Here is a 24,934-nt window from a genome sequence, read left to right as displayed (position 1 = left end):
TTCACGCTGTCGGTCCCGTGAGTGGGTTCGCGGTGACGAGCGCCTACGCGTCCGGCCAGTGGCCGTACGCGATGTCACGCTGGACGGCGTTCGGGCCTTCGTAGACGCTGGGGTACTTCGCGTCCCGGAACACGCGGTTCACGCGGGTCTCGGTGCGGAGTCCCTCGCCACCGTGGAGCTGTGTCGCCTCGCGAGCGACGCGCTCTGCCGTCCGGGTCGCTCTCGCCTTCGCGAGACTCGCCCAGAACGCCGGATTCTCTCCGGCGGCGACGTGTTCACAGGCCGTCCACGTGAGCGCCCGCGCCGCCTCGAACTGTTCACGCATCTCGACGAGTCTGTGTTGGACGGTCTGGTTGTCGGCGACCGCCGCGTCGTACAACTCGCGGTCGTGGACGTACGCCCACGCCTCCTCGATCGCCGCGGCGGCGAGTCCGATGCCGTGGCCCGCGACGGCGATCCGGCCGTAGTTGAAGAACCGCGCCAAGTTGTAGAACCCCTGTCCCTCCTCGCCGAGGCGGTTCGCGACCGGTACACGGACTCCGTCGAGTTCGACACGAGCCTGCTGGCTGCCACGCAGTCCCATCTTCTCCGTGATCGGCTCGGCGTCGTACCCCGGATCGTCGGTCGGTACGACGAACAGCGAGTAGCCGTCGTGGCCCGACTCCTCACCCGTCCGGGCGTAGACGACGATCCAGTCGGCCACGACGCCGTTGCTCGTCCAGTACTTCTCGCCGTCGAGAACGTACTCGTCGCCCTCGCGACGCGCAGTCGTCTCCATCCGCGCGAGGTCCGACCCGCCACGTGGCTCCGTCGCCGCCAACCCGGTGATCGTCTCGCCAGCCGCGACGGGTGGGAGCAGTCGCTCTTTCTGGTCGTCGGTGCCGTACATCGTCACCACTTTCGCACCGAAGTCGACGAGCTGAAGCGCGAGTCCGATCCCCCCGTCAGCACGGAAGAACTCCTCGACGACCGCCAACCGCTCGGCCAGGGACCAGTCCTCACCGCCGTACGCGGCGGGGACGTACTGGCCCGCTAGGTCGGCTTCCTGTGCGGCCCCGACGACATCGGACGGGTACTCGCCGCTGGTGTCGTACTCGGCAGCCACGGGGAGGATCGTCTCGTCGGCGAACGCTCTCGCCCGACGCTTCGTCTCGTGGGCTTCCTCCGGGACCAGACTCCGTGAGAGTAGATCCATCGTGCCGTATCACGGCCGTGTGCCGGTTAGCGCTTTCGTCGCTTTCGTCGGTGTCGTTCGGGTCGTGGCTGGACCCGCTGCGAACTCCCCGACAGTACCGGAGCGAGTCGGTCGCAGGCTGGTGTCACCGTGCTCGCTTTCCGCGGTGGACGACGACCTTCTACCCCGCGTCGTGCGGATCCGCTCGCCCGTCTCCGAGGACGACCTCGTAGCTCGGCGGGAACTCCGTGTCGACGAGGAGCCGTGCCCAGTGGGTCGTGATCTCGAAGAAGACGCTCTCGTCGTTGTTGAGGTACTCGCTGGGTCCGTACTTGTCGGTGTACTCGCGAGCGACGATTGCTGCGTCCTCACCGACCAGCTCGGTCGCGGTGCCCTCCAACTGGAGGTTGTACTCGCCGTCGACGACGACGGCGACACGTGGATTCTCCGTCAGGTTCGCGTACTTCTGGTACGGTCGCTCCGTCGTGATGTAGATATTCAACTTGTCGGTTGCGACGAATCGGACGGTCGCTGCCTCCGGCACGGCGTCCGCCGAGGCGGTCGCGAGCGTGCATGTCCGCTCCGTCTCGAGGATCCCCCGTGCCGTCGCACGAGGGTCGGTTGGCGTCCCGTCGCTCATACACCCCCACGACGGTCGTCGAACAGATGAGTGTTGACCACGGCGTGTGGAGACGAGCTGGTGCCAATGACGGTGCTTATAAAGGTGAGAGAAAGGCCCGACCTGTCTCATGGATCACTTCTCGCTCTCGGTCGAATAGGCAGGCGCGCAACCTCTCGTATGTACACAGATCACACGTTTCAGCGCCGTCTCGCACTCGCAGTGTGGACCACACTGCTCGTCGTGACAGTTGTTATCCTGGAACTGGAAAGTGGTGAGTTCTATCCGGCTCTCGGTACACTCTATCTGCCACTGTGCTCGGTATCGTCGTTGCCGTAGGGTTCTCCGGCACACTGCTCTTCGATGAATTCGCTCAACCTTCGCCGACGATGTACCACCACCACACTGCCTGACTGGGACCCGACGCGGAGAGCCTGCTATCCCTGTGGTCGACGGTGACGATTTGATCGGCCACCCATCTGCTCGTCAGCGTTGGTGAAGTGTCGAGGGGAGGAAACGCCACGACGCCGCCAGGGTGATCACCCAAAAGACGGTCCAAACGTTCACAAGGAGTGGTGAGCCGAGTAGTCCCTCACTGTCCAAGACACCCCGAGCGAGCAGTGGGTTGGCGATACCCTGGATACCGACTTCGAACAGAACGTACGGGAACAGAAACAGTGCGACGAAGATCACTCCACGTCGCCGGTTGGACAGCGTGGTGAACGCCCGGTACAGAGGGGGACCGACGAGCAGCAGTACGAGGACGAGGCCAACTGCAGTCAACAGTGACGTATCAACGCTCGGAAAGGCTCCGGTGAGAATAACCATCTCGTCGCCACCACCCAGCACGCCGACAGTGTACACCCGGCCCAGTGGCAGTGCTCCGAACACGAGGCAGAATCCAATCGACCGCCTCTCAGACGGATTGTCGGGAGCGAGGAGCAAGTACCCCACCCACATCAATCCGTACGAAAACACGAGTCCGGCGAGTGGTGCTAACACGATCTCTGGTATCGGAGAACAGGCAGTTTGCCAGCTGTTGAAGTTGCGTGGCCCCCACTCTCCACAGATCATCCGCCCTACCGCCGTATGTGCGATCTCGTGAAGTTCGATATGGACGAACACGAGCGCAACGAACGCTACGATCCAACCCGGTCCGATATCGAAATTCAAAGGACTTCTCTGTGATAAATCTGGGAGCTGTACCATACGCGTACAGGTGTAATCGGTGAAGTTGTTAATGATTGCCAGGAGTTTCGAGGGGAGAAACTGTACCCGAGGAGCGGTTGTATCACGACGACGGTGGTCGCGCAGACGACGAGTAGTCGCTGCTCGAAAATTTGTTGAGGAAGATTGGATTCGGGATACCGACGCCTTCGCCACCGACGACGAATGTAACGACCGTCTCACCCGAGACTCTCTGACCGAGGAGTATATGTCGGCCGACCGGTCACCTGACGACTAACCGACTGGGTGGACAGCGTTCACCTACGAGCGACGACGACGGACTCACGGGTCGGTTGGATCCGGAGGTGGCTGACGCGGTCGGAGCGTATGCTGAGGAACGCGAGCTCCCGGAGCCCGAAGTGGTCCACCACGCCGCCGACAACCACCTCCGCCGACCGACGCGGGACAGTGGCGATGTCCTCAAGCCGTTGAGCTGTACCGCCGACCAGCTCGACCGGATTGACGCTCGCCAGCGTCGTACGGAGCAACTGCAGTTGCAGTACCGCGTCGCACTCGTCGGCTTGCTGGCGCCCCTGAGGGGTTCGTTCTGTTCGACCTCCCGACCGTCTCCGTGGTCCTCGCCGGCGCCGCACTCTCGATCTATGTCTTCGAGGCGATTCCCTCGCAGGTACTCGCCGACCTGCGGTAGCTCCGGCGGGCGACCTGCCCGACCACGACGCTGATAGGCCAGCGCCACGAGTCCTGACCCGTGCCGACGAACTTCCTCGTCACCGGTCCTCCGCGGAGTGGGAAGACGACCGTCCTCCAGCGAGTCCGAGAGCGGGTGACCGCCACGGCGGGTGGTGTCCTCGCACCGGAACGGCGTGTCGACGGCGAGCGAACGGGGTTCGATCTCGTCGACGTGTACACGGAGGACAGCGTCCAGATGGCGCACGTCGACCGGGAGAGTGGGCCCGGTGTCGGGAAGTACCGCGTCGACGTGCCCGCGGTCGACCGGATCGCGAGTCGAGCCTTCTCACACGCCGGCGTGGACTACTACCTGATCGACGAGATCGCACCGATGGAGATCCACAGCGACACGTTCGTCCGGCGCGTGCGCGAGGTGCTCGACGGTGACGTTCCCGTGGTCGCCGCCGTCCACTACCGGGCGGACACCGGGTTTCCGGCAGAAGTCCGGAACAAATCAGATGCGACCCTGTTCGATCTGACAGACGAGTCCGTCGCGGCGGTGACAAAAGACGTGGTGGACTCGATCGCGACGGCAGACTCCGGTGGTCACGAGTGAGCCCCGTACGGACTCTCTGAACGGACCTATCCTCGGTTGTCGATACCGATCTCTGCCGGTGGCTTCCCTTCCGGATCGATCACCGACTCGGTCCGTGCCTGTGTCTCGTCCAACAACGCTACGAGGAAGTCGTTCGACGCGGAGATACTCTCTACGTTGCTCGTCACGTCGTTGGACAACTCTGCCGCCGTGGTCATCTCGCCTCTCACGCGATCAGTGACGGTCGCCTGTTCGTCGGTGGCGGTGGCTACCTCAGTGATACCATCCGATGCTTGATCAGCACTTTCGGAGATATCGTCGAGTATCGCGGCCGTCTCTTCTACGTCGGAGACACCCGCCTTGATCTCCGAACTCGCTTGGTCGAGACTGTCGCGTGTCTCTTCGACTCGATTCGCAATCTCTTCGGTGAGTCCCGTTATTTCACTTGCCTCGTCACTCACACGCTCGGCGAGTGCTTTGACCTCGTCGGCGACGACTTCGAACCCGTCCGACGACCCGTCACCCGCGCGGGCCGCCTCGATCGACGCGTTCAGCGCGAGCATGTTGGTCTGGTCTGCGATCTCGTCGATGACGCCGGCAGCGTCGTTGATCTCCTCGACGGTGGTCTCCAGCCGATCGAACTGGGCTTCGACGTCTGACCGGGCGTCGTCGATGACGTTGATCCGTTCACGAACCGTCGACGCAGCCTCCCCGCCCTCCTGTGCCAGTGAGGCCGTCTCGGAACTGATCTCGTCGACTTCGGCTGCCGTCGTCGCGATCTCTTCGGTCTTCTCGGAGAGCGTGTCGATCTCTTCTGCGACGGACGCGAAGAGCTTCGACTGCTCTCGGGCGTCCTCGATGACTTCGTCTGTCGTCTCACTGACCTCCGTCACGGCACGCCGGAGGTCGTCTAACTCCGGGAGAACGTACTCGCGGAGTTGCTCGACCGTGCCGTCGCCGTCCGCGAGTACCGTCTGCCGCGTACCCGTACCCGTCACCTGTCCACCGCCGCGTGACGACTGTGAGAGTTCGGAGACGGAGTCTCGATGGACGCTTGGGCTGGAGTACATACCCCTGACCGTATCAACAATCGATAGTCGCGCTCTGAGACGTGCGACTCGTTCGGCCAGCGTACTCCGAGTGTCTAGGGTATTCAAAATGTTAGCCACTCGCTCGACGAGCTCTGTCTCCAGCACCGTCGCCTCGAGTCCGATCAGAGCAGGGTGACGGGGCCCTCCACCGCTCCCACCGCTCCGTGCTGGTGTCAGATTACCGTGACACCACTCGGGTACTCGTCGTCCGGTCCGCCTCGTGTCTCGGAATGTGTTCAGGCTGAAAGTCTGCATCCGGATCACCCGTGAACGGGTTGGTCGGCAGCTATCTCGTCTTTCACTGTGCGTGTGTCCATCACGGCACTCACCACGAAATGTCGTAGATACACTCGTCGCCTCCGTCGCGGCGACACTGTGCACTCTGTTCTTCGAACGTGATGTACGCGGTCGGTGGTGTGAATCGCTCCCCGACTCCTCTGATGATCCCTCTGTCGAACACGCACGGGTACGGATTGCGACACGAGAGGCGTAGTGATCGTTCCCCGAGTTGTTCGACCTCGTAGTACCCGACGTCTCCGCGGTGGACGTTGGAGTACGCACCACTGATCGAGTTCATGCCGTCGACGACCGTCCGGACTTCGTCCGGCCAGTCGGTCAGTTCCGGCATCTCTTTCGCGATGAAGTGAACTGCATCGGACCCGACGTGTCGGTCGATGTACTGGATCGCGTCGAGATAGTGTTGGAGTGGGTACCACTGATCGGGGTCAATGTCGCCGAGGTCGTGTTCCGCCAAGATCGCCTCGGCACGTTCACCGAAGACTGTCGAGAGGCTCCGTGCCGCTTGGCTGATCGACGTGATCTCCACCCCCTTGACCGTCGCTTCGTCGTCAAACGTCTGGTACTCCATCTGTTAGCACACCAACAGGATGCGTCCACTGGAATAAATATATGGTGGCACTCTGATACCGGATTTACACGACTCGCCTCCGCGTCACGGTTCGTCAGTCGTGTGGTCGACCGTCGAGTGGATCGGGTCGTTTTCCGTGACCCCGACCGCCCGTACCGGTGCGCCGTCACCGGTGAGTGCGAGCGGAGACGCGAGAAGCGTCAGCCGCCGTGGCGTGGCAGCGAGGTTCGTGAGGTTCTCGACGATGAGTAGATCATCCCCGAGTAGAATGTCGTGCACCGGAAATCCGTCCGGCTCGTCGGTGGTTGCGGCCGGTGTCGGTGTCGGGTCCGGATTGAGGGTGTCGGACGCCACCGCGAATCCACGATCCCGACACACCCTCGCCGCTTCCGGGGACAGATACGGATGATCGAGGTACTCGTCCGTTCCCCAGTGTCGGTCCCACCCAGTGTGGAGAATCACGCAGTCACAGTCCACCCGTGGGATCTGCTCTGGACCGACCGCGTCTCGTGACGTGTAGTCTCGGCAGTCGACCCGGACGGCGTCGAACACGAACCGGTCCACGTCGTACTCGTCGATCGTCTGCCCGTCCGCGAACACGTGTGCCGGCGCGTCGACGTGTGTCCCGGTGTGGCTGCCGAGTTCCACCGCCTCGACGCCGTACCCGTCGTCGTTGACCGACGCCGCTTGCGTGACCTCGACCGGAGGGTCGTCTGGAAACGTCTGCATCCCTGTCTCGATCGGGTGCGTGAGATCGATCACGACAGCCGGTTACTCGCCCAAACGTTTATTATCGTTACTTGTTAACACGGTTCTCAAGGTGGCACACGATTACCACCTCGTGCATCAGTGTCACGGAGGCTAACCAATGGTCGGACAACTCGGCGGATACGGCTTACTCGCGGGATGGGGTATCGGCATGCTGGCGCTCAGCTACTTCGTGTTCAAACGGCAGGGAGTGACCGACACGTCGGAGTTCATCACCGCCGGAGGACGCGCACAACTGGGGCTCACGACCGCCTCGTTCGCCGTGACGTGGATGTGGGCCGGAGACATTCTGGGCGTCCCACAGTACGTCGGGATCACGGGAGTCGCCGGCGTCTGGATGTACGCGGGGCCAGCGGTGTTGTCGTCGTTCGTCGTCATCCCGTTCGCGTTGCGGATGCGCGAACTGTTCCCACAGGGACTGACGTACTCGGAGTACTTCATCGAGCGCTTCGGCGACTACGCACACCTCGCGGTCATCACTGTCATCCTATACACGATGGTACTGGGCGGTGTGATCCAGTTGTTCGTCGGTGGAACGGTGATCGGCGGACTGGCAGGAATCGATCCGAACATCGTCATGGCGATCCTGATGGGTGTGATCGGCGTGTACATCCTCGTCGGCGGCCTCTGGAGTTCCATGACGACGGACTTCGTCCAGTTCGTGAGTGCGATCATCCTCACCCTGGTGTTCGTGCCGCTGCTGATGTTCGAGGTCGGCGGACCGGGTGTCGTCTACGACAACATGGTGGCGAACCTGGGCGACCAGTCCAGTTCGTTCCTCTCGATGGCCAACACGAACTTCATTGAGGCGTTGTTCCTCCCCTACGCCCTCGGGCTGGGTGTCTGGGGAGTCGTCTCGCTGGCGACGTGGCAGCGGGTCTTCGCCGTCCGGCGGGACAAGACGTCACGGTTCCTCACTATCGGTGGGATCGGCGTGTTCACCACCATCGCGATGTACTCCGTCATCGGGTTCGTGGGGCTCTCGCAGTTCACCGACGTGGCGCCCGGCGACCTCTCGGTCGAGGCGCTCGGCCTGCTGCCGAACTGGGCCGCGTTCGTCTTCCTCGGTGTGGCGCTGATGGTGTTGGGCTCCTCGGTGGATTCGTACCTCACGGCCATCGCTAGCCTCACGTCTCGTGACATCTACTACCGTCACGTCAACCAGGACGCTTCCGACGACCAGCAGTTGCGGGTGGCCCGTGGTGCGTCGCTCTTCTTCGCGGCTGTGATCTTCGGTGCGACCGTGTTCGCACTCGGGACGGTCAGCTTCGTCCAGTTGCTGTTGATCGGTGGGATCGGCGCGACGGCACTCGTCGGCCCGTTCGCACTCTCGCTGTTCTGGCCGAAGACGTCGGAACAGGGCTTCGTCAGTGGCGTGGTCGTCTCACAGCTGGTCACGGCGTATCTCCTGATGGCGAATTACGGCGTCGTGTTCTCTACCCCCTCGCTGAAGCTCTGGGAGATCATGGCGATCGGGCACCTCGTCTCGACGACGGTCACCGCCGTCCTCTCCGGCGTCTCGCCGGACGAGTTCGAGTTCGACACGATCGCACAGGAACCGGCAGCAGCTGACGGCGGTGTCCGGACTGACGGCGGCGACGCGGCGACCTCCGATGGCCCAGATGCGGCGGAACAGCCCGAAACCGGGGGTGACGAGCGATGATGGGGAAGGGGATGTTCACCGGAATGGTGGTCCTCTTCTGGCTCGCCGAGGCGATCTTCGGGACCCTCGTCGTCTACTGGTTCGTCACGCAGGGGTTCGACGACGAGGGTACCAGCGTCGGCGAACTCAAACCACTCGAGGACTCGTCGTACACGATCAAATCCCTTGGTATGTGGGGGATCTTCTTCGCCGTCATCATCCTCGGGATCGTGGTCGGAGCGTGAGCACGTAATCGCTCACCTGGTCCACTCCGCTGTAGCCCGACTCGGGGGTTGGAGATCGCCACGCGGAACGGTTCCGTGTAGTGTCGTCCACTCGACTGGAAGTCCACGCTCGGCGAGAAGTGCCGTCCCGACCTCACTGGCCCCAACCGACGTGATCGAACAGAACTCCCAGTCTGGGCCACCGAACGGGAGTGGCGCTCCGTCGCGCGGCCGGTGCAGTTCGAAGTCACCACCGAGTCGCCGGTGGATCTCATCGGCGAGATCGCGTCCCTCCTCTAGTCGTGTGATCGGGAACTCGCGGTAGTCCGCGATGACCTGCCCCGTCTTCGAGTCGAGGACGCCCGTGACGTCGGTGTAACCGGCCTCGATCAGGAGTCGCACGACGTCGATAGACGAGCCGTCACCGCTGATCACGTCGACGTACTCACCGAACCCCGTCTCCGAGGGTGGCTGGACAGGATCCGGGGCCGCCGCCTGCGTCGCCTCCGTGTCCGGTCCCTCAGACTGTTCTCGACGCCCCCCGTCGGACGTCGGCTCGGGGGTTCCACTCGTCGGCTGTCCCGACGCGCTCGTCGCCTGCTCGTCCGTCTCGTCGGGCTCGTTCGTCGGCAGCTCGTGGTACGTGACAGTCCCGGCAGTCAGGAGTTCGGCGTCGATGCCTGCGGCGAGTAGTACGCCGTCGAGGGTGATACTCGACGGGAGCAAGAGCCGTACGTCACTTGGCTCGTCTGGTTGGGTCGTCTCGACCGTCACCAGACAAGGGCCGAACGATGTCTCGCCCAACTGTCGTAGCTGTTCGAGCGCTGCGGCGACGTCGTCGTCGGCTAGATACACCGCCCCCGTGCACACCTCACCGGTGTCGTCGACGGGGTCGTACGTCACCTGACTCGTCAACTCCGCGATCCGCGTCCGGATGTGCGTCACCCGCCGGTTCACCTGTCCCGTCTGGAGTGTCGTCCGACCAGCAGACGTGAGACGGCGGCCACGGCCCGGCACTTTCTCTGTCAGGCCGTCCTCGTCGAGTGTGGACAGTTCGAGTCGCACCGTCCGATCCTTGATGTCGTAGCCGCGACGTTCGAGGAGTCGAACGAGTTGGATCGATCCGACGGGCTCGTGGCGGCGAATGAGACGGAGAATATCGTGTCGCCGCTGGTCGTCACGTGGCACGATTTTCTATTCTACACCGCGTCACTCGTACGTTTCGATTACCGCACCCGGTTTCGTGTCCAGGGTTGCGGAGGAACGTTAATATGGGACGCGGTCACATGCCTGAGTGGTGGCAAGCTGTTACCAGCCTCGGTGATCATATGTCACAGCAAACATCTCGGAATCAGGAAATCATCGATGGGTACGACGAGTACGTCATGCCCATCTGGAAGGAGTTGAACGTACCAGTCAAACGGGCCTCTGGGTGTACCGTCGAGGACTTCGACGGGAACGAGTACTTGGACGTCTTCTCGGGAATCTCCGTCACGAACGTCGGCCACAACAACGAGCGGGTCGTCGAGGCGGCGAAAGACCAACTCGACGAGTTCGTCCACGGGTGTTCGTACGTCCACCCGAACGGGCCGGTGGCGGAACTGGGACAGCGACTGGCAGAGATCACACCTGGCGACCTCCAGAAGTCGTTCTTCTGTAACTCCGGCACGGAGGCCGTCGAGGGGGCGATCAAGCTGGCTCGCAAACACACCGGGAACAAGGAGGTACTCGCCCTCGAGATGGCGTTCCACGGCCGGACACTGGGATCGCTCGCGCTCACGGGGAACAAGTCGTACAAGAGCGAGATGGCCCCGACGATCAACGACGTCGCGCACGTCGCCCCACCGTACGCCTACCGGTGTCAGATGTGTGACGGTGGCCCGTGTTCGTGTGCCTGTGCAGACGATGTCGAACGCGTGATCGGAACGCACACCGCAGGTGATCTGGCCGCGGTCGTCGTCGAGCCGGTGATGGGAGAGGGCGGCATCATCGTGCCGCCCAAGGAGTGGCTGCAACGGGTAAAAGAGATCACTCACGACCACGGTGGACTGCTCATCGTCGACGAGGTGCAGGCCGGCTACGGTCGAACGGGCGAGATGTTCGCGACAGAACACTTCGACGTCGTTCCAGACATCATGCCCCAGGCGAAGGGAATCGCCAACGGCCTCCCGTTGGGTGCGTTCACTGCCTCGGCAGAGGTGGCCGACTCGTTCGAGGCCGGGGATCACCTCTCGACGTTCGGCGGGAATCCCGTCGCGTGTGCCGCGGCGCTCGCGACCATCGACGAACTCGAAGACGGCCTCGTTGAGCACGTCCGCGAGGAGGGTGAGTGGTTGTCGGACCGACTCGCCGAGATCGAGGCCGACTTCGACGTGGTCGGAGACACGCGCGGCCTCGGTCTGATGCAGGGTGTGGAGATGGTCCACCCGGACGGCGACACGGGCCCGATGGACGTGGCACCAGAACCGAACGCGAAGCTGGCGAAACACATCGCTCACCACCTCCGCGACAACGGTGTCATCATGGGCGTGGGCGGGTACCACGGCAACGTGATGCGGTTCCAGCCACCGTTGACCATCGAACGAGACCAGCTGGAGACCGCCGTCGAGGGCCTCCGAGACGCACTCACTGCTCACACATGACCGGGGATGCGAGCAGATTCGACCCGGGCGTCGAGCTCCCGTACGCCGGCGTCGAGACGTTTCTCGATGCCCCACTCCGCGACTTCTACGACCGCGCGTCGACGGGTGACACGGACCGGACGGAGGACGGACTCGACGCGTTCGACGCCGCCGTGACGGGAATCCCGTACGACGGGGCCGTGAGTAACCGCCCTGGCGCGCGGTACGGCCCGCGGGCAATCAGGCGGGCGAGTGGGTGGATCGCCTACCTCTCCGGGTACAAAGGCGGTGTCACGAACATTCGGACGCGAGAGCAGGTCGACTTCGCCGACCTGTCGCTCGTCGACTGTGGTGACGTTCCCGTGTTCCCGATGGATCACGACCGAACTGGCGAGAGTATCGCCGCCCACGTCGGCGCGCTCGCCGCCGAGACGTTCCCCGTCGTCTTGGGCGGTGACCACTCCTGTACGGCGCCGTCGTTCCACGGGTTCGCCGAGGGTGCCGGACACGACACTGTAGGGCTCGTCCAGATCGACGCCCACTCGGACACGAGTACCGAGAGCCCAATCTTCGGCGAGTCCTTCCACGGGTCGAGTACCGCGGAAGTGGCCACGGGACCGTACAGCGACTACAGCCACGTCAGCCAGGTCGGAATCAGGGGCTACGAGGCACCCGAGTTCTTCGAGTTCGCGGACGACACTGGTCTCAACGTCCACCCGATCACCGAAGTCGAGGATCGCGGGATCACCTCCGTCGTCGAAGAGGCGATCTCCGAGGCCGCCGCCGAGACGGACGCCGTGTACGTCACCTTCGATGTCGACGCCGTCGACCCGAGTGTCGCGCCGGGGACGGGCACACCGGAACCGGGTGGCCTTGACGCACACCAAGCGCTCGCGACGATGGAACTCCTCGGGGCGCACGACGCCGTCGGTGCCGTCGATCTGATGGAGGTCGCACCGACGAGTGATCCGACCAGTGGGACCGCGAACCTCGCGGCAGCGCTCTTAGTGACACTCCTAGAACGTCAGTTCGCGACTACCGATGTTTGAGACACACAATCCGGCGACAGCTGAGGCACTGGAGACGTACACCACCCACGACGCCGAGGCCGTCGAGACTCGTCTCGCCGCGGCAGCCGACGCGTTCGACGACTGGCGCGATGTCAGTATCGAAGAGCGGACGGAGGCTGCCGCGGAGTTGGCGACGGGGCTCCGCGAGCGCACCGACGAGTTCGCGCGGCTCATGACCCGAGAGATGGGGAAGCCGATCACACAGGCGCGCTCGGAAGTCGAGAAGTGTGCGTGGCTGTGCGAGTACTACGCCGAGCGAGCCCCCGAACACCTGCAGGACGACCGCATCGGCACGGAACCCGGCGTCAAGTCGTTCGTGACCTACGAACCACTCGGCCCGGTGCTCGCGATCATGCCGTGGAACTACCCGTTCTGGCAGGTGTTCCGGTTCGCCGTCCCGGCACTCACGGCCGGTAACGTCGCCCTGCTGAAACACTCGCCGACGACACTCGGCTGCGGCGAGGCGATCGCCGACCTGTTCGAAGACGCTGGGTACCCGTCCGCGTGTCTCCAGACACTCCGTGTCGACACCGACCGCGTGTCGACCGTCATCGAAGACGCGCGCGTCGCCGCCGTGACACTGACTGGCTCGACACGCGCGGGTCGTGCCGTCGCCCGACAGGCCGGCGAGCAACTCAAGAAGACAGTTCTGGAACTCGGCGGCAGCGATCCGTACATCGTACTCGACGACGCCGACGTGTCGGCCGCCGCAGAGACGGGTGTCCTCGCGCGAACACAGAACTCGGGACAGTCCTGTATCGCCGCGAAGCGGCTCTTCGTCCACACGGACGTGTACGACCAGTTCCGCGAGGCGTTCCTCGACGGGATGGCAGACCTCACCGTCGGCGACCCGACAGACGAGGCCACCGACGTGGGACCACAGGCCCGTGGCGACCTCCTGGAGGAGCTGCACGAGCAGGTGACGGCCTCCGTCGAGGCCGGAGCGACGGTCGCACTGGGCGGCGAGCCACTGGACCGACCGGGACACTTCTACCAGCCGACGGTGCTCACGGACGTCCCTCGTGACTGTCCTGCGACGACCGAGGAACTGTTCGGCCCCGTCGCGACGCTCGTCGAAGTCGACTCCGAAGCAGAAGCCATCCGCCGAGCGAACGACACCACGTACGGCCTGAGCGCGTCGATCTGGACGACCGATCGAGAGCGTGGCGAACGCGTCGCCAGAGAGATCGACGCCGGGGCGGCGTACGTAAATGAGTTGTCGAAGTCCGATCCACGCCTCCCATTCGGGGGGATCGGCGACTCCGGGTACGGGACCGAACTGTCAGAACACGGTATCAAAGAGTTCACGAACGAAAAGACGATTTGGATCCAATGACACGAGACACGATCGACCGACACGAGGCGGCGATCCGAGAGGCGACCGACGGGTTCGAGGTCACCGCTTGGATCGACGGGACTGCTCACAGTGCCGAGAGTGGCGAGACCTTCCCGACGATCGACCCGGCGGTCGGCCTGCAGATCACGTCGGTCCCCCGTTGTGGGGCCGCCGAGGTCGACGCCGCCGTCCGGGCAGCGAGCGACGCCCAGTCGGCGTGGGCGGCGCTGGCTCCCGACGAGCGGGCCGACAGAGTGACCGCGTTCGCCGACGCACTCCGCGACGAGGCTGACCACCTCGCCCGTCTGGAGGCTCTCGATACTGGCAAACCGGAGGCGTTCGCGGACGCCGAGATCCGGGAGGGACTGGAGTACTTGGACTACTACGCGGATCTCGTCGCCAGTGAGGCACACGAGCATACGCCCGTCGACGGCGAGACCCATGCGTACACCAGACACGAACCGTACGGGGTGGCCGGATTGATCGTCCCGTGGAACTACCCCGTGTTGTTGACCTGCTGGAAACTCGGACCCGCTCTCGCCGCGGGGAACTCAGTCGTGTTGAAACCCGCCGAGGGCACACCGCTGACGGCGACTCGGATGGCCCAAGTCGCCTCGGAGGTCCTTCCGGACGGCGTCGTGAACGTCGTCCACGGGTACGGTACCGAAGCCGGCGCTGCGCTGACGACGCACGAGGGGGTCGACAAACTGTCGTTCACCGGCGAAGACACGACCGGCGAAGAGATCATGTCGGCTGCCGCGTCGAACATCACCCCCGTCACGCTCGAACTCGGCGGCAAGTCCCCACTGATCGTCTTCCCGGACGCGGACTTGGAACGGGCAGCGGCGACGGCGGCAGAGGGCATCTTCTATAACGCCGGCCAGTCGTGTGACGCACTGTCCCGGACACTGGTCCACGAGGACGTCCACGACGAGTTCCTCGGGCTGTTCCAGGAGGCACGCGAGGACTGGGTGATCGGCGACCCGCTCGAAGAGGGGACAACTGTCGGCTCACTCGCGTCCGCCGATCAGTTCGAGAAGGTCTCGACGTATGCCGAGTTGGGAACCGACATCGCCGAGCTGGTCGCCGGTGGCGGCCCACCCGACTCGCCCCCGTCGGACGACGGCTGGTACTTCGAACCGACCATCTTCGACGGTGTGTCCAACGACAGCCGTCTCGCACAAGAGGAGATCTTCGGCCCCGTTGCGTCGGTCGTGACGTTCGCGGACTACGAAGAGGCGATCACGTTGGCGAACGACGTTCCCTACGGTCTCGCGTCGTCGGTCGCGACACAGGACCTCTCGCTCGCGCATCGAGCCGCCGCGGACATCGAGGCCGGGACTGTCTGGGTGAACGATTACGCCCGGTTCTCGCCGGGACTCTCCTTCGGGGGCTACAAGCGGTCCGGTATCGGACGGGAGTGTGGTCCCGAAGCACTGGAGGAGTACCGCCAGAGCAAGACCATCTCGATGGCGATCGGCACGACGGATTTCGACAGTCTGTCGTAGTCCACTCTCGTTCTCAGCGGTGTGCTGTCTCGACGTGATCGAGCGCGGCGGTCGGTGTCTCGACGTGCTCGATCCCGTAGACGCCATCGACGCGGTGTGTGTCGAGTCCGGCGACCGGCTTGCCGAAGGTGAGCGCGTGGCCGATCTCGGAGAGGGTACCCGGGCCACCGTCGACGGCGACGACGCCGTCTCCGTTCATCACGACGACCGGGTTCCGAGCGTCGTTGATCCCAGTCGCGATCGCGGTGTCGACGTACTCGTTCGCCTCGTGGCGATCCTTCCCGGGCACGATACCGATCGTGTGGCCGCCCGTCGCCTGCGCCCCCTTACAGACGGCCTCCATCACGCCACCCATCCCACCGCACACGACCTCGTAACCGCGCTCGCCGATCTCCTCGCCGAGCCGTACGGCCGTGGCGTACTCTGCGTCCGTGACGGAACTCCCGCCGATCACACTGATTCGCACGTCTGCATCACGGTGAGGCGACACTTCGGAGTTGTCGTGCGCTCAACTAGTCGACTGTGTCCCAGCCTGCCGTGTCGGGTTGGTGGAATCGATACACCCAATATCGATATACGAATTATTCCTGGATGCCGATAATCCGACCGTCCTACTCGAAGTCGTACCCGTACTCGCGGAGTACTTTGACTGCGAGTTGCGGGTTCCGGAATGCCGCTTCGAGGGCTGCTTCCCGTGCGTCGGCGACGTACACGTCTTCGCCGAGTTCCTCCTCCAGCGTCGCGACGAACGCTTCCTCGCGGTCACGCGTGTCGTCACGGAGGTAGAACGTCACACCGGATCGCTCGTCCTGCACCCGGTCCCGACGATAGATGTACGGCAGTCCGTCGGACACTGACGCTCCACTGTCGGTGTCTGTGCCCGTATCGGTCTCTTCGTTACTCGTCGTCTCGCTCTCGATCGGCTCGACCGTCTCACTCCCCGTGGTCTCCTCTGATCTGGAGCGACTGGGATCGTTGGCTCTCGCGTCTACGTCGCTCTCCTCTCGGCTCTCGGGCGTGGGGTCGTCCGTCTCCTCGGACGCTTCGTCGTCGCTCTCGTCGGCGAACGGATCGTCACCACTACCGGGCCGCATCGTGCACCTCCTCGTCGGTGTACCGGCGGAGGAACGTCGCCAGTTGCTCCAGTTTCTGGAGTGTGTCCTGCTCGTAGTCACGAACGCGGTCGCGATGGTGTTCGACGTACTCGAAGGCGGAACACTGTGCGTCCCAACACGACTCGAACAACGCTCCGCGTTGGCGAATCGTCACAGGGTGCGGGAGATCCATCTCGCCGAGCGCCGACAACGCCTCCTGTTGACTCGTCGTGTCACGGAATCCCATCGGCACCACGGCGAGCACACCGACCGAGATGTCCAGTGAGTCTTCCATACCCGTCACGAGATCCTCGAGGCCGTGGATGGACTCCGTTCCCTTCCCCGACGGCTCGAACGGGACGACGAGGTTCCGCGTCGCGTGGACGGCGTTGTACAGTTTCACGTCGGCCGTCGCCGGCGGATCGACGATGAGCGTGTCGTATCGCTCGTGGACGTCCGCCTCTCGGAGGACACGGAGCAACTGCACGTTCTGGTTCCACGATTCGCCGAGATCCTCGGCCTCTTGACGCCGCCGTGAGAGCAAGTCACCGATCCGTTCGAGCACCGAGTGGGCTGGCACGATGTCGACCCCCTCGCTCGTTCGGACGAGGTCGTCGAACGGACCACGTGGCCGGTCGATCAGGTGTCGTACCAGATGATCGGCGTCGGTATCGTCTCGGTCCTCGTCGACGCCGAGGAGTCGAGAGAGGTTCGCGCGCTGTGGATCGAGATCGACTACCAAGACCTCACGATCCGCTCGCGCCTCGGCGACCGCGAGGTTGGCGGTAAGTGTGGTCTTGCCGATCCCGCCGGCTTCGGCGTGGACGGTGTACGAGAGCACATCCCGAGTGGACACCACGTCTGGACATAAATCCTCGTCAGACATTTTGTCCAGTGTTGTCTGCCAGGATTGCTGGCAACCATTGATGGGCATCATTGCTGAGCATCATTGATGCTCATCAATGACGTCTGTCGCTGGTGGGGACCATTGAGTGTGAGTGGTGCTGATCTCGGCAGCACGGCTACTCGAATCGAGAAAGAGCTGTGGAGGACTACGACTACCGTTTTCCGGCGCGGCCGTAGTCGAAGATCCGCCACTGCCCGCGTTCCGTCCGGAGTTCGTACTCGAGTGTCACCGACTGGTCCGGGAACCGCTGGTCGAAGCGGAGGACGACACGGCGGTCGGTGTCGACGATCCGCTCGAACGAGGAGAGCCCGCGGTGGCGGTCCCGCAGCATCGCCGCGTCGCGGTCGGAGAACCGGTCCGCGTACCCTTCGGAGTGGAACCGACCGTGGGCTCTTCGGCGGTCACCGTCGAGCAGGTCGTCGAAGAACCCCATCACGACGTTCTCGGGCGACGGCCGGTTCTCGCCGTCCTCGTCGTCGTCCCGGTATCGTTTCGCCCACTCGTCCGTCTCGACCGTCTCCGTCACCGTCTGGACGCCCACGTTGTCGGCCTTCGACCCGTTTCGCCGGTCGTTCCCCGTGGCTCGCTCGTCACTTGTCGCCCGATCGTTCCTCGTCGCTCCGTCCGACGGAACGGCACTGCTCTCGTCCGCCTGGTCTCGACTCGCGGACGGCTCTCCACCGAGTTTCCGAGTGACCGATTCGCGCGTCGCCGCCTCGTCGACTGATTCGTCGTCCCGACGGCCGCCGGGACCGTCGCCTCTGTCCGCCTCGCCCGGCGGCTCGGAGTCGCTGGTACTCCGGAGGTAGCGACTGTACTCGCCGAAGTCGGGCGGGTTGAACAGCTTCCCGATCTTGTTCAGTTCGCGCTCGGTGGCACGGACGACGTGTTTCATCCGGACGACGCCGTCGTCGTCCGCGGCGAGGACGGCAGCGGTCTGGGCGACGTTGCGGATGTTGCCACCGGGCATGTCGAACTGCGAGAGGAGATCGTAGTCGATCCCCTCTGTCGGCGTGTCGTCGGGGAACATCACCCGCCAGATCCGTTGTCGTTCCCGTTCTTGCGGGCGCTCGAACTGCACCGTCTGGTGAATCCGCCGGACGAACGCGTCGTACATGTGCGACTCGTTGTTGGTGGTGAGCAGCACTACGCCGTCGTAGCTCTCGATCCGTTGCAGGAGGTAGTTCACCTCCACGTTTGCGTAGCGATCGGTGGCATCACTCACGCCGGCGCGTTGGCCGAAGACGGCGTCCGCCTCGTCGAACAGTAAGATCGCGTTCGAGTCACGCGCCGCGTCGAATATCCGCTCGAGGTTCTCTTCGGTCTCGCCGATGTACTTGCTGACGACGCTGGAGAGGTCGATCTTGTACAGGTCCATCCCGGCGTCGCCCGCGATCACCTCCGCCGAGAGTGTCTTCCCAGTCCCCGACGGTCCCGCGAACAGCGCGACGACGCCCGTCCCGCGAGAGAAGCGTTCCTCGAAGCCCCACTGTTCGTAGACGGTGCCGCGGTGACGAACTCTCGCGGCGACTTCGCGCAGTTCCTCTTCGGTGTCACGGGTGAGGACGACTTCGTCCCAGTTGGCGTCCGGCTCGATCTTCTCTGCGAGGTCTTCCAACCCTTCCGCGGACTGTGCGGTACAGCCCTCTCGGATCGTCTCCAACGAGAGGGGTTCGTCCGGCTCGTCGGCGAGCGCCTGTGCGGTGGTGACTGCGTCGTCGATCTGGCCCTGGGTCAGTTCGAACGTGCTCGCGAGTGTCGTCGGGTCCACGTCGGCCGCCAGGTCGTCGCGGTACCCCTCCCAGATGTCGCGGCGGATCTCGAACGACGGATCGGAGAACTCGACGAGGGTGTACGCAGTGTCGCGGCGCCCCGATGTGGGCGTCCACGCTTCCTCACCCGTGAGGTACACGTCGCGTTCCAGCGCCGCGAGCGTGTCGAGTACGTCCTCGCCGGTCGGGCGTTCCTCGGGGTCCGGTACGTCGGCGGGTGTCGCGTCGCCCGGGTCTGACGTGGCTTCGGAGACGTTCTGGAGGTGGACGGGACAGTCCTGTAACAACGCCTCACGACGGAACCGCTCTAGGAGTCCCTCGTCGAGTAGCCGGTCGAGGTCGCCACGGAGAAGCTCACCGTCGACGAGTGCCTCCACTGCACGCCGCTTTTCCGAACCGTCTGATCCGTGGAAGTAGTGGACACTGCCACCAGTCTCACCCGCGCTGCTTCGCTCTCCATCTTCACGCTCTTCCGACGGGTCGGCGGCGAGTGCGTCGACTCTCTCACGGGTCTGGATGTCGAGCCGGAGGTCGTCCAGTGTCGTCGCTGGTTCGGTGAGGCTCGCGGCGTTGGTGAGTGCCTCGTCGAAGCCACCGGTGCCTCGGAGGTACTCCCGAACCCGTGGTGTCGGTTCGATCACACGCTTCGGGGCGTCTCCGGGTTCTTCTGTGAGTCGTGAGACTTCGAGCAGGTCGTGACGCCGCAGCGGTGACTGCGTGTCGATCAGCCCGAACGTCGTAAGTCGCTCTCGGGCACTCGTTCCGAAGAGCGATTCGAGCAACTCGACGGTCGGGACGGACACGCCCGTCGTGTCGTACATCTCTGCGTAGCGCTCGCCGAACGAGTCGTCGAGTTCTGGCGCTGCAGCGAGCAACAGCACGTCGAGGTGTGCACGTGTGAGGTCGAACCGATCCGCGAGGACCCGGAGACGGAGTGTCACCGTCGAGGGTGTCTCTTCGCACTCGCGATCGATGTCTTCGGCCCACGCTCGGAGTTCCGCCCGTTCGGCCTCGGGAACGGCGAGGGGGAGTCGTGTCGGGTCTCGGACGGGTTCCGAGTCGTCGCGATTGTGTCGTGTCCCGGACGCGCGGCTGTCGTGGTGTTTCAGGAGTGATTCGAGGCGGTTGAGTTCGTCGAGAAGGTGATCGTGACTCGTCTCGTAGGGCATTCGCTCGATCGAGTGCAAGTACCCGCTCTGCTTCCGTATCCTTTTCGCTCAACTATACCCGTCACATGTAGGGAGAACAGTTATACGGGGAGAAGAAGATGGACGAGACAAGGATACCGATGGGTCGACGCTCACGGCGGTCTCGGGGTCGCACACCTGAGGCGGACGGTGAACAGTCGAGTGAGACGGAGGGCGATGACGATGTCCAACGCTGGCCGTCGGACTCGGCAGTCGGTCCGAACACTGCCGGCCCGGCCACGAAGGAGGAAGTCGAAGCCTACTACGGGTGTGAAGTCTCCAGCGCGAAAGAGTACAAGGAGCTCCAGCGGTTGGAGAAGGCCTACGGCGGGCAGGTACTCCGATGGGCCGACGAGGGCATCCCCCTCGACGCGATGGGTGACCAGTCGAAGATCCAACGCTTCAGAGAGCGCCGTGACTCCGAGATCCCCTACGACATCGAGGAGTTCAACAAGGATTCGCTGGACGAGAACACCGGCCGTGTCGCTCGGCGGGTACGTGAGAGCCCCGACGGAAAGACCGATGTCCCCGACTCCGTCCGTGAGGTGATCTCCTCACCCGGCCGACCGTTGGACACCTCGATCCAGCGGGCGGTCGAAGAGCGGATGGGTGACTCGCTCGGTGACGTACGGATTCATACGGGACCGAAAGCTGCTGCGGCGGCCGATCAGATCAACGCCCGCGCGTTCACCGTCGGTAACCACGTCGCGTTCGGCGCTGGTGAGTACGACCCCGAGTCCGCGGAGGGTCAACACGTCTTGGCCCACGAGTTGGCACACGTCCGCCAGCAGACGGGTGGCGACCTCTCGATGCTCCCCGAAGAGGACGTGCAACTGGAGATCGACCCAGATCCCGAGTTGGAACGAGAGGCCGAGGAGACCGCCCAGCGCGTGATGAGTGGCGGAAAGCTCGGCATCCAGAAACTCTCGGACTCCGAGGTGCACGTTCAGCGCGCACTCGATCGGTTCAACCCGCTGAGTGGTTCTTCGGAGAGCGAGAGCTCCGACTCCACTTCTGTCGACGAGCTGGCCCGTCGGTTGGAGGTCGTCGAGCAGAACCAGGCCGCGCTGTTCGAGTCGATGGCGGGCGACGGCGCGGAGAGTGGCGACGTGAATCTCGAAGCCCTCGTGGAGGGCGATCAGAAAGGTGCACTCGAGAAGGTCGGCGAGGCTGGCACGTACGGCGCTCTCGGCGAACTCGTGAAGGCTGGTGGAACAGAGGCGCTCAAACAGGGCGCCGTGGTGGGCGGACTGGCGACTGCCGGGTCAGTCGGGCTTCCGGTCGCACTCGCAGCGGGTGTCGTCGCCGCGACGGCCGCCGGTGGAACCGTGGCAGCAACGAAGAACCGCGGTTCGATAGCAGACTGGATCAAGAGTCTTGTCGAGTCTGATGACGAGAGGAACCCGACCGGCAACCAGTTGGGGAGCGGTTCGCAAGGTGTCGGTGGAAGCAGAGGTGACCGATGATGGACGGTCTAATCACCGGGGAAAATGACGAGCGAGTTGGAATTAGTGTTATTGACAACAACGAGTTTGAGCACGTCATCGAGATGGAGTTCGACGGGGAAATAAAGTACTGGCAAGCAGAGGACTACCCCGAGAAAGAGTCTGACCGAACCTGGATAGAGGACGAACACTGCGCACAGACACACAAGTTCGCTCGCTACCACGTGTACAGAGAGACGGACCACGACCCACTGGAGGGACACTGGAACCCCGACCGAGTCGCCGCGACGCTGATGGCACTCTGGCAGCTCTCGCCCGACCGGGTCGTCGACATCTTTGGATCGTTCTACCAGCAGTGCCGGAGTCACCACGAGGATGTCACTCGACCACTGGAACTCCCGCGAGCCGTCGACGACGGTCAGACGGTCATCTACGAACAGGAAGTATATCTCGACGCCGACCTCGACACGATCCGTGGAGCGGTCGACGCCTTCGGCGACGGTGTGGCTGCCAGCAGTGCCGACGCACTCACCGAACTCTCGACGGGGTCGCTCCTGAGCGACGGTCTCGACGCGCTCTTCGACGCGGTCCAGGCTCACGCCGTCGACGCAGAGTTCGACTTCCCGACGTTCGAGATCGCCGACACCTCCGAGTTGGGTGTGATGTACTACGACGACCGCGGACGCTCGCACAGACACGGCGGTGGCGGTGGCCCCTCGGACGAGAAGTGCGACGCCCGTCTCGAACTCCCACAGGTCGATCCGGGCTCACCCGAGGAGTTCAGATCACTCTTACTCCGACACCTCGTGTGTCAGGTACGAGACTTCTACATCGTGATGGGCGAGGATCCCCCGCCGGCGTTCCGAGTGCTCGGGCTCGGGAAGCACGCGCCGACGCAAGGCTACCGGACTGGTGATCTCTACCCAGACTACTACGACTTCGACGCCGATATTCCGGGCTACCGGGCGTAGTGTCCGCGCTTAGGATCACGCTTCTTGTCGTAGTCACGAACGGCACTACGCAGGTGCTGGAGCGCGTCGGAGTACCGGACCGACGTATCGGACGAACACGCCGGTGTCGGCGAGGTACCCCGTCGTTATACGGCGGTTTCGGTGTGCTCGGTGACGACGGGATCCAGTGCCTGGAGGATGATCTCGGCTTCGAGCGGAGAGAGGTCGAGTTCGCGGGCCGCGAGACGGTAATTGACCGTGCCGTCGACGTACTCGGCGGCGTACTCGAGCGCGACGGCGAGACCGTCGATGCTGTGCCGGTCGACGTAGACGTCGATGTCGTTGTCTTCCTCGCGTCGAGCGACCACCGCGATGAGCGCAGGTGTGATGGTCTGGGTTTCGTCGTCCGTCGAGAGTGTGAGTGCGATCGACTCGGCGTCGTACTCGACGGGTGTGCTTTCGCGCCGTCGCCGTCGCTATTCTATCCTCCCGATGACGTCACGGCACGGCATTTATAAATCATAATATATTGTAATAATAGTAGAAAATCACCTAAACGGCCATCTCGATCCACGGCTTGAACGCTTTTCGTCGTCATCTGTATCCGACTCAGTCTCTGTGGTATCCCTCTGCTCTATCTGTTCTTCTAAGTGGTCCACCCGAGTACGCAGCTTCTCAAGCTCCGCAGGCTGATTACTCTCTTCTACCCGTTCCAGCCTATCCTGCAGGTCCTCTAGCAGTCGATGTGTCCTGTCAATCTTCCCAGCGAGGCTATCAACCTCTGACAGGTGTTTATTCACCTTCGATTTGACTTCTCTGTTTATTTGAACCTTCGATTGGGTCTTGGTCAACATACTCGACTCCAACTCGTCCATTTTGTTGGAGTACGACGAGATTGCTCCTTGTATCCCTGAGAGTTCAGCTCTGAGCCCGTCTATCTGCTCGTCCATTGATGTCATCCGCTCGCGGTGTGAGTCGAGTTCCGACCAGAGCCGCTCATTCTCCCGGGCTAGATCGCTGAGCGTGGAGGCTTTGTTTAGTTCTTCATATCCGCCACTATCTAACCAAGACTCGGCTTCCTCTGTGAGACCGTAGATAATCCGACTTTGCTCACCAATATCCACCTGAGTGATGAGATTGGCTGGCTCCAAGTGTTTGGAGACTCGGTAATGCACGCTACGTTTAGTGTTGACTCTTGGAGACTCATCAGTAACCTCACGTGCTGTAACGCCGTTCCTTCGATCTGCGAGAATTATGAGTTGTTTACTTATCTCGTCTATTTTGTATCCATCGTAATCTATATGAGACATACAGGTGTGTCTGTCACAGTACAGATTATATATCTATCCTTTCGCAGATCGTATTAACTGCAACTCTGAGCAACCCAGTGTGTCACACCCTGTGACGCCCTGTGAACATAGTATGTCACACCCCGTGACGCCCCGTGACGCACCGTGATGCACCGTGATATGGGGGGTTTCACACCCTGTGAACACGGGGGGTGTCACGCCCTGTGACCAACACAACATTACGCACATATTTCCCGGAATCCACCGAGAACGACAACCCTATGTGGACTAACCCCCCTGGGTGTGACTGGGCATCAGCACATCAGTGAGGCTGTGAAGGAAGGTATGAGTTGAGACTGTTGAAGCGGGTGTCGATGTAACGCGACCCAATACCTGTACTTATCAGAGTGTGTGTATAAGCGTGGGTTAGGACCAGCTCAAGGACACTCTGGCTAACGAATGTCCTGTGCCGGAGTATGTAGCTAATAGCATCTGATTCACTTTGAGTGAGGGGTGTGTCTGGAGGGAGGTTAGATTTCACTTTGAGCGAGGGGTGTGTCTCCCCAAGAGAGTTGCATTTCACTTTGAGTGAGGGGTGTGCCTACCTGAACAGGTCACGCTCACCCTGTCAGCCTCCGAATTGACCGTGTAGCACTTGTGTGTTATAAATGTACGATTCCCCGAGTAGACCAATTATACTTAGATTGCGACTTCAGTTCGGTCTGATGTGCTGGCTGCAGGGCTAGACTCCTCGTAATCGGTGTGCCTAGTTCAGATTGCAGTTCTAATAACTGTGAAACAACTCCAGAGCAGGCACCCTATGTTCGATATATCAATAAACGGTTTACTGTTGTCTTCTGGTGGACTTTTCTCTTCTTTCGTATGTACCTGACCCCTGTCGGCACAGTGCGCTGATG

General features: G+C 62.8%; 22 protein-coding genes and 1 pseudogene. 9 read left to right on the top strand and 14 right to left on the bottom strand.

The genetic code is table 11. The annotated features are described in order from the left end of the window. Positions 1–43 precede the first annotated feature (43 nt). From RYH80_RS19550 to RYH80_RS19535, 4 genes are all read right to left on the bottom strand, one after another. Positions 44–1,195 carry an acyl-CoA dehydrogenase family protein gene (locus tag RYH80_RS19550; RefSeq protein ID WP_370905774.1) on the bottom strand — a complete coding sequence of 384 codons (1,152 nt, stop codon included), beginning with the start codon at positions 1,193–1,195 and terminating at the stop codon, positions 44–46. Between the two features lie 160 nt (positions 1,196–1,355). Continuing rightward, positions 1,356–1,814: a pyridoxamine 5'-phosphate oxidase family protein gene (locus RYH80_RS19545; protein ID WP_370905773.1), complete on the bottom strand. Its 459-nt coding sequence runs from the start codon at positions 1,812–1,814 to the stop codon at positions 1,356–1,358. Between the two features lie 465 nt (positions 1,815–2,279). Further along, the gene (locus RYH80_RS19540; RefSeq protein ID WP_370905772.1) at positions 2,280–3,002 is read right to left on the bottom strand and encodes a hypothetical protein; all 723 of its coding nucleotides are present in this window, start codon (positions 3,000–3,002) and stop codon (positions 2,280–2,282) included. A 275-nt stretch (positions 3,003–3,277) separates the two neighbouring features. After that, positions 3,278–3,508: a hypothetical protein gene (locus RYH80_RS19535; protein ID WP_370905771.1), complete on the bottom strand. Its 231-nt coding sequence runs from the start codon at positions 3,506–3,508 to the stop codon at positions 3,278–3,280. Positions 3,509–3,729: 221 nt separating this feature from the next. Between RYH80_RS19535 and RYH80_RS19530 the strand changes: the two genes are divergently transcribed. Continuing rightward, the gene (locus tag RYH80_RS19530; protein ID WP_370905770.1) at positions 3,730–4,266 is read left to right on the top strand and encodes a nucleoside-triphosphatase; all 537 of its coding nucleotides are present in this window, start codon (positions 3,730–3,732) and stop codon (positions 4,264–4,266) included. 26 nt (positions 4,267–4,292) lie between these two features. On the opposite strand, the gene RYH80_RS19525 is transcribed toward RYH80_RS19530, so the two are convergent. The 3 genes from RYH80_RS19525 to RYH80_RS19515 all read right to left on the bottom strand — a co-directional run bounded on the left by RYH80_RS19525 (position 4,293) and on the right by RYH80_RS19515 (position 6,966). Next, on the bottom strand, positions 4,293–5,243 hold the full coding sequence (locus tag RYH80_RS19525) for a methyl-accepting chemotaxis protein (protein WP_370905769.1): 951 nt from the start codon (positions 5,241–5,243) through the stop codon (positions 4,293–4,295). A gap of 418 nt (positions 5,244–5,661) precedes the next feature. Next, entirely contained in the window at positions 5,662–6,204 is a 543-nt protein-coding gene (locus RYH80_RS19520; protein ID WP_370905768.1) for a hypothetical protein, read from the bottom strand. 84 nt (positions 6,205–6,288) lie between these two features. Beyond that, positions 6,289–6,966 carry a cyclase family protein gene (locus RYH80_RS19515; protein ID WP_370905767.1) on the bottom strand — a complete coding sequence of 226 codons (678 nt, stop codon included), beginning with the start codon at positions 6,964–6,966 and terminating at the stop codon, positions 6,289–6,291. A gap of 106 nt (positions 6,967–7,072) precedes the next feature. Between RYH80_RS19515 and RYH80_RS19510 the strand changes: the two genes are divergently transcribed. Both RYH80_RS19510 and RYH80_RS19505 read left to right on the top strand, forming a co-directional pair. Beyond that, positions 7,073–8,635: a sodium:solute symporter family protein gene (locus RYH80_RS19510; RefSeq protein ID WP_370905766.1), complete on the top strand. Its 1,563-nt coding sequence runs from the start codon at positions 7,073–7,075 to the stop codon at positions 8,633–8,635. After that, on the top strand, positions 8,632–8,859 hold the full coding sequence (locus RYH80_RS19505) for a hypothetical protein (protein WP_370905765.1): 228 nt from the start codon (positions 8,632–8,634) through the stop codon (positions 8,857–8,859). The genes RYH80_RS19510 and RYH80_RS19505 overlap by 4 nt, the downstream gene beginning before the upstream one ends. A 12-nt stretch (positions 8,860–8,871) precedes the next feature. On the opposite strand, the gene RYH80_RS19500 is transcribed toward RYH80_RS19505, so the two are convergent. Continuing rightward, entirely contained in the window at positions 8,872–10,026 is a 1,155-nt protein-coding gene (locus RYH80_RS19500) for an NrpR regulatory domain-containing protein (protein ID WP_370905764.1), read from the bottom strand. A gap of 140 nt (positions 10,027–10,166) precedes the next feature. Between RYH80_RS19500 and RYH80_RS19495 the strand changes: the two genes are divergently transcribed. Genes RYH80_RS19495 through RYH80_RS19480 form a run of 4 tightly spaced genes read left to right on the top strand, consistent with a single transcriptional unit; the run spans position 10,167 to position 15,373 of the window. Then, a complete protein-coding gene (locus tag RYH80_RS19495; protein ID WP_370905863.1) occupies positions 10,167–11,480 on the top strand; it encodes an aspartate aminotransferase family protein in 1,314 nt (437 codons plus the stop codon). After that, entirely contained in the window at positions 11,477–12,508 is a 1,032-nt protein-coding gene (locus RYH80_RS19490; RefSeq protein WP_370905763.1) for an agmatinase family protein, read from the top strand. The genes RYH80_RS19495 and RYH80_RS19490 overlap by 4 nt, the downstream gene beginning before the upstream one ends. After that, positions 12,501–13,865: an NAD-dependent succinate-semialdehyde dehydrogenase gene (locus tag RYH80_RS19485; RefSeq protein ID WP_370905762.1), complete on the top strand. Its 1,365-nt coding sequence runs from the start codon at positions 12,501–12,503 to the stop codon at positions 13,863–13,865. The genes RYH80_RS19490 and RYH80_RS19485 overlap by 8 nt, the downstream gene beginning before the upstream one ends. Continuing rightward, positions 13,862–15,373 (top strand): aldehyde dehydrogenase family protein, encoded by a 1,512-nt coding sequence (locus tag RYH80_RS19480; protein WP_370905761.1) that lies wholly within the window; start codon positions 13,862–13,864, stop codon positions 15,371–15,373. The genes RYH80_RS19485 and RYH80_RS19480 overlap by 4 nt, the downstream gene beginning before the upstream one ends. Positions 15,374–15,386: 13 nt before the next feature. Here the strand turns inward: RYH80_RS19480 and RYH80_RS19475 are convergent, their stop codons facing one another. From RYH80_RS19475 to RYH80_RS19460, 4 genes are all read right to left on the bottom strand, one after another. After that, the gene (locus RYH80_RS19475; RefSeq protein WP_370905760.1) at positions 15,387–15,839 is read right to left on the bottom strand and encodes a TIGR00725 family protein; all 453 of its coding nucleotides are present in this window, start codon (positions 15,837–15,839) and stop codon (positions 15,387–15,389) included. 145 nt (positions 15,840–15,984) lie between these two features. Continuing rightward, positions 15,985–16,467 carry a DUF7970 domain-containing protein gene (locus tag RYH80_RS19470; RefSeq protein ID WP_370905759.1) on the bottom strand — a complete coding sequence of 161 codons (483 nt, stop codon included), beginning with the start codon at positions 16,465–16,467 and terminating at the stop codon, positions 15,985–15,987. After that, positions 16,454–17,308, bottom strand: a complete 855-nt coding sequence (locus RYH80_RS19465) for a ParA family protein (protein WP_370905758.1) — start codon at positions 17,306–17,308, stop codon at positions 16,454–16,456. Before RYH80_RS19465 ends, RYH80_RS19470 begins: the two co-directional genes overlap by 14 nt. 217 nt (positions 17,309–17,525) lie before the next feature. Then, the gene (locus tag RYH80_RS19460) at positions 17,526–20,315 is read right to left on the bottom strand and encodes an AAA family ATPase (protein WP_370905756.1); all 2,790 of its coding nucleotides are present in this window, start codon (positions 20,313–20,315) and stop codon (positions 17,526–17,528) included. A gap of 119 nt (positions 20,316–20,434) precedes the next feature. Between RYH80_RS19460 and RYH80_RS19455 the strand changes: the two genes are divergently transcribed. Continuing rightward, positions 20,435–21,799 carry an eCIS core domain-containing protein gene (locus tag RYH80_RS19455; RefSeq protein WP_370905755.1) on the top strand — a complete coding sequence of 455 codons (1,365 nt, stop codon included), beginning with the start codon at positions 20,435–20,437 and terminating at the stop codon, positions 21,797–21,799. Continuing rightward, entirely contained in the window at positions 21,796–22,749 is a 954-nt protein-coding gene (locus RYH80_RS19450) for a DUF7958 family protein (RefSeq protein ID WP_370905754.1), read from the top strand. Before RYH80_RS19455 ends, RYH80_RS19450 begins: the two co-directional genes overlap by 4 nt. A 125-nt stretch (positions 22,750–22,874) precedes the next feature. Here RYH80_RS19450 and RYH80_RS19445 read toward each other — a convergent pair. Then, positions 22,875–23,189, bottom strand: a pseudogene (locus RYH80_RS19445) (DUF7437 domain-containing protein); the annotation flags it as partial. Between the two features lie 87 nt (positions 23,190–23,276). Next, the gene (locus tag RYH80_RS19440) at positions 23,277–24,038 is read right to left on the bottom strand and encodes a hypothetical protein (protein ID WP_370905753.1); all 762 of its coding nucleotides are present in this window, start codon (positions 24,036–24,038) and stop codon (positions 23,277–23,279) included. Between the last annotated feature and the right edge of the window lie 896 nt (positions 24,039–24,934).

The organism is Halobaculum sp. MBLA0147, assembly GCF_041361345.1.
In the GTDB taxonomy this organism is placed as follows: Archaea; Halobacteriota; Halobacteria; order Halobacteriales; family Haloferacaceae; genus JAHENP01.
The sequence above is the reverse complement of the archived record's forward strand: the minus strand, read 5'-3'. Positions and strand labels throughout refer to the sequence as shown.